Source organism: Methylobacterium sp. E-045 (assembly GCF_022829685.1).
Lineage (GTDB): Bacteria > Pseudomonadota > Alphaproteobacteria > Rhizobiales > Beijerinckiaceae > Methylobacterium.
Genome location: NZ_JAKSYE010000093.1, coordinates 22581 through 30493 on the forward strand (window position 1 = coordinate 22581; position 7913 = coordinate 30493).

At 71.9% G+C, this 7913-nt stretch carries 5 protein-coding genes and 1 pseudogene; all 6 read right to left on the minus strand.

Going from position 1 to position 7913, the window contains the following annotated elements; translation table 11 throughout:
* Positions 1 to 36 precede the first annotated feature (36 nt).
* Entirely contained in the window at positions 37 to 1359 is a 1323-nt protein-coding gene (locus tag MKK51_RS18070) for a hypothetical protein (RefSeq protein WP_243979296.1), read from the minus strand.
* A 9-nt stretch (positions 1360 to 1368) separates the two neighbouring features.
* On the minus strand, positions 1369 to 2733 hold the full coding sequence (locus MKK51_RS27405) for a peptidoglycan-binding protein (protein WP_243979298.1): 1365 nt from the start codon (positions 2731 to 2733) through the stop codon (positions 1369 to 1371).
* Positions 2730 to 4091: a hypothetical protein gene (locus tag MKK51_RS18080; protein ID WP_243979300.1), complete on the minus strand. Its 1362-nt coding sequence runs from the start codon at positions 4089 to 4091 to the stop codon at positions 2730 to 2732. The genes MKK51_RS27405 and MKK51_RS18080 overlap by 4 nt, the downstream gene beginning before the upstream one ends.
* Complete coding sequence (locus tag MKK51_RS18085) at positions 4088 to 5467, minus strand: hypothetical protein (RefSeq protein WP_243979301.1); 1380 nt, start codon at positions 5465 to 5467, stop codon at positions 4088 to 4090. Before MKK51_RS18085 ends, MKK51_RS18080 begins: the two co-directional genes overlap by 4 nt.
* A 19-nt stretch (positions 5468 to 5486) precedes the next feature.
* Positions 5487 to 7439: an AAA family ATPase gene (locus MKK51_RS18090; RefSeq protein ID WP_243979311.1), complete on the minus strand. Its 1953-nt coding sequence runs from the start codon at positions 7437 to 7439 to the stop codon at positions 5487 to 5489.
* A gap of 54 nt (positions 7440 to 7493) precedes the next feature.
* Positions 7494 to 7913 (minus strand): annotated as a pseudogene (locus MKK51_RS18095) (ATPase); the annotation flags it as partial.

The window sequence follows — 7913 nt, forward strand, 5'->3', positions numbered from 1 at the left end:
CGGCTTCGGGATGGGGCGGGCGTGTCGTGGCGGGGCTCAACCGGGGCTGGACCGCTCCAGGACCGGCTTGCCGCCATCCGTGCGGAAGCGGACGGTGTAGGCGCTGTTGGACGTCTGGGCGCTGCACGTGATCACCACGGGACCGCCCATGGGGTTGGGCATCTCGCAGACGCCCTTGGCCTTCACGAGGAGGCTCTGGCCGCGCTCCTCGTACATCACTTCGTCGATGGGCTGACGCAGGGTGCCGCCCTCGACCCATCCCTTCGCCGATGCGAGGAAGCTGACCTCCCGGTCGTCGGTGGTTCCGAACACGAACTCGGCCCGTGCCGACCCGGTGGTGGAGGCGTTTCTGGCGGAGGGGGCACAGGACGCGGTGATGTCCTCGCCATCGACCACCAGGGATTCGCAGCGTCCCTTGAAGGTCAGCTTCAGGACCATCCCCGGCGGCGTCTCCCCCGTCCCCGCATTGTCCCGGGGCACGGGCGGCGAGGCCGGGCGCGCGGTCTCGGCCGGCGGCGTTTCGGCGGGCGGTGCGCGGCCCGGATCGGCACCGGGCCGGTCCGAAGCCTCGCGGGACTGTCCGGCCTGCCAGACGCACAGGCGCGCCCCCGCTCCCTCCCAGCACGGCCCCTTCGGCACCAGGGTGCCGAGGGGGGCCGTCGCCTGCGGCGCGCCGGGGCGCTCGTTCCAGAAGGCGGTGGCCGTCTGCGGGTCCCGTGAATCGCGGGTGAGCCGCGCGATGAAGTCCAGGCCACCCCTGGCATAGGACCGGACCTCGAATCCGCCCGCCCCGTCCTGTCCGGCATCCGACCGGAACTGGCAGGGGCCGTCGATTCGGGCCGCGCCCCTGACTTCGATGAGACAATCGGCGGTGCGGGGCGCGCCGATTCCGGGCGCCGGCGCGACGCCGCCCCCGGGGAAACCGGGACGGCCCTCGCCGATCTTCCAGGCGCAGGTCCGGCTGCGCGGCCCCGTCCAGCAGGCCCCGGCGGAGGTGACGGATTCGGAGGGGCCCTCGTCGGGCTTGCCGCCGGGCGTCTCGTTCCATGTGGCCGTGCCGCTGCCGGGGCTCGCCACCGCCACGACCACCCCGTAGCGGAGGTAGCCGTTCTCGTAAGTGGCGAGACGGAAGCCCCCCGTCCCGTAGCTGCGCGCGTCGGTGAGGAACTCGCAGACGCCGTTGATGGCGATCCTGCCATCGGCCTCAACGAAGCAATCGGCCTTGCGGACCTTGATCTGCGCCTGGGCGGCGCCGGGCAGGGCGAGGCCGAGCCCGACGATCCCCGCCAGGAGGACGAGGAGGCGCCGTGCCGGCCGCGCCGGGTAGGCCAGGGAAGTCGAACCGCGATTCGCCGCCACGGGCATCTCCTAAGGGTTGCCGAGGAGGCGGCGGGCCGCCTGGATGGTCCGGTCGTTGCGCTGATCGACGATGCGGCCCTGGTAGAGATTCCGGTCGGCCAGGCGCTGCTGCAGGGCCGCCCAGAAGCCGACGCCCCACTTGTCCTCGCTGAGGTTCTGCAGGATGTCGGTGGACTTCAGTTCGAGGGCGCGGATCGTCATGTCCGCCGCTTTCCCGGGGGAACGGGGGAGATTGGGGCCGCCGATATCGTAGAGGAAGGCCGCCGACGAGGCCGCGGGCGCGAAGGATCGCTCCGCCGCGAGGCGCTCGAGATACCGGCTCGCCAGGACGGCGTCGGGTGCGGTGATCCGCTGTTTGTCGGTGTTGGCCGGGGACAGGAGGAGCGCGTAGAGATACTGCGCCACGGACACGCCGTTCTCCGCCAGGGCGCGAAGCTTTCCCTCGGCGGCGGCATCGGTGGTCGCGCTCTTGAAGAGCGCCATGATCTCGTCGGTGCTCGGCACCGGCGCCGCGGGGCGCGCCTGCGGCGGCGGACCCGGATCGGCGGCCCGGCCCTGAGGCGCGGCGGCGGTGCCGGACAGGGCGCGGATGGCCGCCTGGGTCTGGGGCGTCGCCGTTCCGTCGGCCGGCCCGGAATAGAAGCCGCGCCGGGCGAGATTGCGCTGGATCGCCGCCACGAGATCGGGGGGCTGGCGGCCGAGATCGTCGGTGAAGGTGCCGATGGCCAGCGGCAGCTTGGCCGCCACCGTATCCATGTAGATGTCGGCGGCCTTCTGCGGGTCTCGCGGTACGCCGCTCTCCGCGTCGGCGTAGCAGCCGGCGATCCAGAACAGCGTCGACCAGGAGTTCAGATAGCTGTTCCGGATCGCGACCGGGTTTGCATGAAACGCGAGCCCGTAGCGGCAGCCGCGCTTGAGGTCGTACTGGCCGCGCCCGCGGTTGAGCAGGAGTTCGGTCATGCCGCGCTGGGCACCCGGATAACCGAGATCGGCGGGCTTCTCATAATAGGTCAGCGCCGTGGCCACGTCCGGCTTGACCGGATTCCTGGCGTAGATCCCGGCCCATTCGGGATTGTAGAGGGCGCCCATGAAGGAGCGGGCGGAGATGTCGCCGGCATCCGCCGCGGTCTTCAGCTTGTCGAAGGCGGCTTTGTCGCCGTCCTTGCCGGCCTTGTCGAGGAGGTCGAGATAGGTCTTCTCGTTCTCCTTGCTGTCGGCCGGCTTGCCCCATTCCCCGGCGGGCTTCAGCAACAGGAGCGCGAGGCCGGCCGCGAGGGCGACCGCCGCCTGGGGCAGGACGAACCAGGCGAGACGGTAGCGCGTCTCCGCGAACCAGAGCGCCGCGTGCGCGCCGAGCCGGTCGGTCCCGCTCACGACTTCGCCTTCATGTAGGCGCGCAGGGCCGTGATGACGGCGGGGTTGCGCTTGTTCTCGACGGGGAGCGTGTAGAAGCCGCGTGCCGTCAGTTCGGCCTGGAGGGCGCCCCAGAACGGGCCGCTCCAGCTGCCCGCCTCCTCGAACAGCAGCCAGAAGGTGACCTGGTCGTCCTTGAGGTCGACGCCGCGCAGGGCGAGGGCGGCCGCCTTCTTCGGATCCTTGGCGAGGTTGCCCCAGCCGGAATCGTAGAGCACCGCGGCCTCCCCCGCGGCCCCGCCGCTGCCGGCGGCGGCGGCGCGCTCGTAATAGGCGACGGCGACCTGCGAATCCGGCGCGAAGGACTGCCCCTTGTTCCTCACCGGGTTGTACAGGCGGGCATAGGCGGTGAGCGCGTCCACGTCCCCGGCATCGGCCCGGCTCTTGAGCTGGGCCATCTTGCCCCGGTCTCCGGCCATGGCGGCCCCCGCCAGGGCCGTGACTTCCGGGTCCGGCCCGCTCGGCGTCACCCGGCGCGGCTCGGGCCTCGGGGCCGTGACGGTGTTCCTGATCCCGGCCTCCACCTGGAGGGCGGTGACGATGGCGGGATTGGCACGCCCGTCCACGAGGCCGATATACCGCCCCGACTTGGCGAGATGCCGCTGGATCCCCGCCACCAGGGCCGGGCTCTGCATGCCGAGATTGTTGACGAAGGCGTCGATGGTCGGCTGGTGCTTGCGCCACAGCACGGCGGTCACCAGTTCGCCCGCCCGGACGGGATCCTGCGGCAGGCCGCTTTCCGGCTCGACGTAGCATTTGGCGAGTTTGACGGTGACGCGCTCCTCGCCGGAAATCGTGCGGTTGAGCGTCTCCGGGTCGTCCATCCAGGTCTGGGCGAGGCGGCAGCCGCGCTTGAGGTCGCCGTTGGGGTTGGCCGGATCGAGGAGCACGTCGGCCAGGCGCGTGATCGCCAGGAGGTCGCCCGCCGCGGCGCCGGGAGCATAGAGGGCGGCGGCGCGGGAGAAGTCGTTGGGCGAGGGCTTCTTCGGGAAATAGGCGGCGGTGAGCGGGTCGTAGAGCGTGCCGAGCTTGGTCGCGGCGTCGATCTGGTTGCGGGTGGCCGCGGCGGTGAGCTCCTGGAACGCCTTGAGGTCGCCCTCCTTGCCGGCCCGGTCGCGCAGGGCCGTCAGCTCGGCCACCCGCGCCTTCGAGACCGTGGCCGGCCGGCCCCATTCCCCCTGGGCGGCCAGGGACAGGCACAGGCCCGCCAGCCCCAGCGTCACCACCTGCGGCAGGCCGAACCAGGCCAGGCGGTAGCGGGCATCGCCGTACCACAGGGCCGCGTGCGCGCGCAGCCACTCGTCTCGCGCGTTGCTCATGGTCTCGATGGGCTCCGGGCCGTCTCGTTCGCCTGCGCGAAGCGTCGGATCGCGGCGATGACCGCGTCGTTGCGGCGGTTCTCGACCGGGTTGGTGTAGACGCCGCGCGCGGACAGCGCCCGCTGCAGCGCGCCCCAGAAGGCGGGGCTCCAGGTCGCGCCGAAGACCGGGTCCGTGAGAAAGACCTGGTACCCCGGATCGAGTTCGAGCTGGCGCAGGATGAGGGAGGCCGCCCGGTCCGGGTCCTTCTCCAGGGCGCCCGCGCCCTTGTCGTAGAGACCCGCCGCCTGGGCGGCGGCGTCGCGGGCGCCGGACGCGGCGGCCCGCTCGAAATTGGCGGCGGACCGCCGGGCGTCGGGCGCGAACACCTCGCCCTTGTTGAGGAACGGGCTGTAGAGGTAGCCGAGGGTCGCCAGGGCGGTGGCATCCCCCCGGTCGGCGATGGCCTGGACCCGCGCCAGGGCGCCGAGATCCCGGGTCGCCGCCTGGGCGAGGCTGCGGAACTCCTCCGCCGTCAGGCCGGTGCCGGTCTCGGCGCGGCGCTCCGGCGCGGCCTCCGGCAGGAACGGACGCAGGCCCGCCTCCCGTTCCAGCGCCGCGATCGTCTCGGGGTGGACGAGCCCGTCCACCGGACCGGTGTAGCGGCCGACGGTCCGCGCCGCCATCGCCTCCTGCAGGGCGCGGATCAGGGCGGGCTTGTGCAGGCCGAGGCCGCGCACATAGGCGCGGATCGACGGCTCGTATTTCAGCCGGAGGGTGTCGACGATGAGGTCGCCGGCCCGCCGCGGATCCTGGGGAAGGCCGCTCTCCGGATCGACGAGGCAGCGGGCGAGCTTCTCGGCCAGGCGCTCCTCGCCGCGGAGCATGTCCCGCGTCGTCGCCGGATGGTCGAGCCAGGCCTTGGCCAGGCGGCATCCCCGCGTCCGGTCGCCGCCGGGACTGGAATCCTCGAGCAGCAGGTCGGCGAGGCGCGCCATGGCCGCGGGATCCCCCGCCTCGCTGCCGGCCCGGTAGAGGTCGGCGGCGCGCGCGAAATCGCTCGGCACGGTCTTGCGCGGAAACCTCGCTGCGATGAGGGGATCGTAGAGGGTCGCCAGGCGGGTCGCGGCGTCGATCTCGCCCGCCTTGGCTCCGGCGGCGAGCTGGCTCAGCGCGGCGGCGTCGCCCTCCCCGCCCGCGCGGTCGCGCAGGATTTCGAGTTCGGCGGCGCGCTGCCGGGACCCGGTGGCGGGCCGGCCCCATTCGCCCTGCGCCACGAGGGCGAAGAGCAGGTTGGCGAGGAGAACGGTGCCGGCCTGCGGCAGGGCGAGCCAGGCCAGCCGGTACCAGGGATCCTCGTACCACAGGCTGCCATGGGCTGCGGCGCGCGGACTCATCGTGCCGGATCTCATGCGGTCACGACGCCGTGGCGGAGGGCGCGGGGCCCCCGATGGCGCGCTCGACGTCAACGAGTTCGAACTGGCCGTGATCGCCGAGCGGGTCGGCCGAGAGCCGCAGGGCCTGGGCCTCGCGCAGGCGCTCGAGGAGCGTGCGCATCTCGCGGGCGTTCGACCAGTCGCGCCCCTGCGCGCGCCGCTCGATCCACGGGAGCAGCAGGGTCTCGAACCGGGGCGGAAGCCGGAACGATTGCCGGGTCGCCATCAGGCGCAGGATCTCGAGGAGGTCGTAGGGCTCGTAGGCCGGGAACGCGATGGTCTTGGTGAAGCGGCCGGCGAGGCCCGGATTGGTGTCGATGAACCGGGCCATGTCCTCCGTGTAGCCGGCGACGATGACGATGATCCGATCGCGGTTGTCCTCCATGAACTTCAGCAGGGTATCGATCGCCTCCTTGCCGAAATCGCTGCCGCCCCCGCCGCCGTCGGCCAGGGTGTAGGCCTCGTCGATGAACAGGATGCCGTCGAGGGCCTCCTTGCAGCGCTCCAGGGTCCGCGTCGCGGTCTGCCCGACATAGCCCGCCACGAGCCCGGCACGGTCGACCTCGACCACGTGGCCCTTCCGCAGGACGCCCAAGGCCTTGAAGATGTCGCCCATGATGCGCGCCACCTCGGTCTTGCCGACGCCGGGGGGGCCGGTGAACACCATGTGCTGGCTCACCGCGCCGACCTCGATGCCCTCGGCGCGCCGCTTGGCGTCCACCAGGACCCGCGCCACCACGGTCTTCACCTGCTGCTTGACCGGGGCGAGCCCGATCATCGCCTCGAGGCGGCCGATGACCTTGCGCGCCTCCTCCATGTCGATCGCGCCGGCGCCCTGGCTCCCGAGGGCGGCGGCGATGTCCGAGGGCTCGAACCGGTTGATGTCGCCGCCGGAATGGGCGGAGAGCCGCATCGCCTGGGCCTGGCGGGCCTTCTCCAGCACCGTGCGCATCTCGCGGGCATTGGCCCAGTCCTCGGCGCGGGAGCGGGCGCTCACATAGGGGATCAGTTCCTTCTGGAAGCCCTCCGGCAGGACGAAGCCCTGGTTGGCCGCCATGCGCTGCAGGATCTCGGCGAGTTCCGGCGGGCTGTAGGGCGGGAACTCGACGGTCTTGGTGAAGCGGCTGGCGAGCCCCGGATTGGCGTCGATGAACCGGCGCATGTCGTTGGTGTAGCCGGCGACGATGACGATGATCCGGTCGCGGTTGTCCTCCATGAACTTCAGCAGGGTGTCGATCGCCTCCTTGCCGAAATCGCCGCCGCCGGACCCGCCGGGGGCCAGGGCGTAGGCCTCGTCGATGAACAGGATGCCGTCGAGGGCCTCCTTGCAGCGCTCCAGGGTCTTGATCGCGGTCTGGCCGGCATAGCCCGCCACCAGCCCGGCGCGGTCGACCTCCACGAGGTGCCCCTTGCGCAGCACCTTCAGCGCCCTGAAGACGCTGCCGAGCACCCGCGCCACCTCGGTCTTGCCGACGCCGGGGGGACCGGTGAACACCATGTGCTGGCTCATGGCCGCCACGGGCAGGTTCTGGGCGCGGCGCTGCTGCTCCACCTGCATCCGGGCGATGACGCCCTTCACCTCCGCCTTCACCGGCGCGAGGCCGACCATGCCGTCCAGGGTCGCCAGCGCCGTGGCGAGGAGGTCTTTCTTCTCCACCGCCGCGCCGTCATCCTCGAACTGGATCGGGCGGATCTTCCGGTTCGCCCTCTCCTGATCCATCGCCCGCCGCATGCCGGCGATCCGCGCCGGAATGTAGCTGGCGGCGAGCAGGCCGCCGACGATCCCCCCGAGGATCAGGCCGTTGCGCAGCAGGGCCGAAGGCGTCGCCGCCAGGGGACCGAGCACGTCCGGCCGCAGGGCGATGACCAGGGCGGTCGCGCCGAGCACGATGGCCAGGAAGAGGGCGGCGGGATGCTTGTCGAGGCGTTCCATGAATGTGACGTGCCTTGATGCGGGTCGGGCGCGGTCCGGAATGGGCGCTGGCCCTCAGGCGTCCTCGCCGATCGCGAAGAGCAGGTCGACGATCTCCAGGCGGCGCATGTCGCCGCCTTCCAGGGCGACGCGGGCGGCCTGCGCCTCGCGGGCCTTTTCCAGGAGGGTGCGCATCTCGCGGGCGTTGGACCAGTCGTCGGCGCGGGAGCGCTGGGCGAGCCACGGGGTCAGCGCCGCCTCGAATCCGTCGGGCAGGGCGAATTGCTGGCGGGCGGCCATGCGCCGGAGGATCTCGCAGAGCTCCTTCGGCTTGTAGGGCGGGAACTCGATGGTCTTGGTGAAGCGGCCGGCGAGGCCCGGATTGGTGTCGATGAACCGGCGCATGTCGTTGGTGTAGCCGGCGACGATGACGATGATCCGGTCGCGGTTGTCCTCCATGAACTTCAGCAGGGTGTCGATCGCCTCCTTGCCGAA

Excerpts from the sequence above, each read along its gene's own strand:
- MKK51_RS18080 (WP_243979300.1), bottom strand. The coding sequence starts at position 4,091 with ATGAGCAACGCGCGAGACGAGTGGCTGCGCGCGCACGCGGCCCTGTGG.
- MKK51_RS18085 (WP_243979301.1), bottom strand. The coding sequence starts at position 5,467 with ATGAGTCCGCGCGCCGCAGCCCATGGCAGCCTGTGGTACGAGGATCCC.
- MKK51_RS18090 (WP_243979311.1), bottom strand. The coding sequence starts at position 7,439 with ATGGAACGCCTCGACAAGCATCCCGCCGCCCTCTTCCTGGCCATCGTG.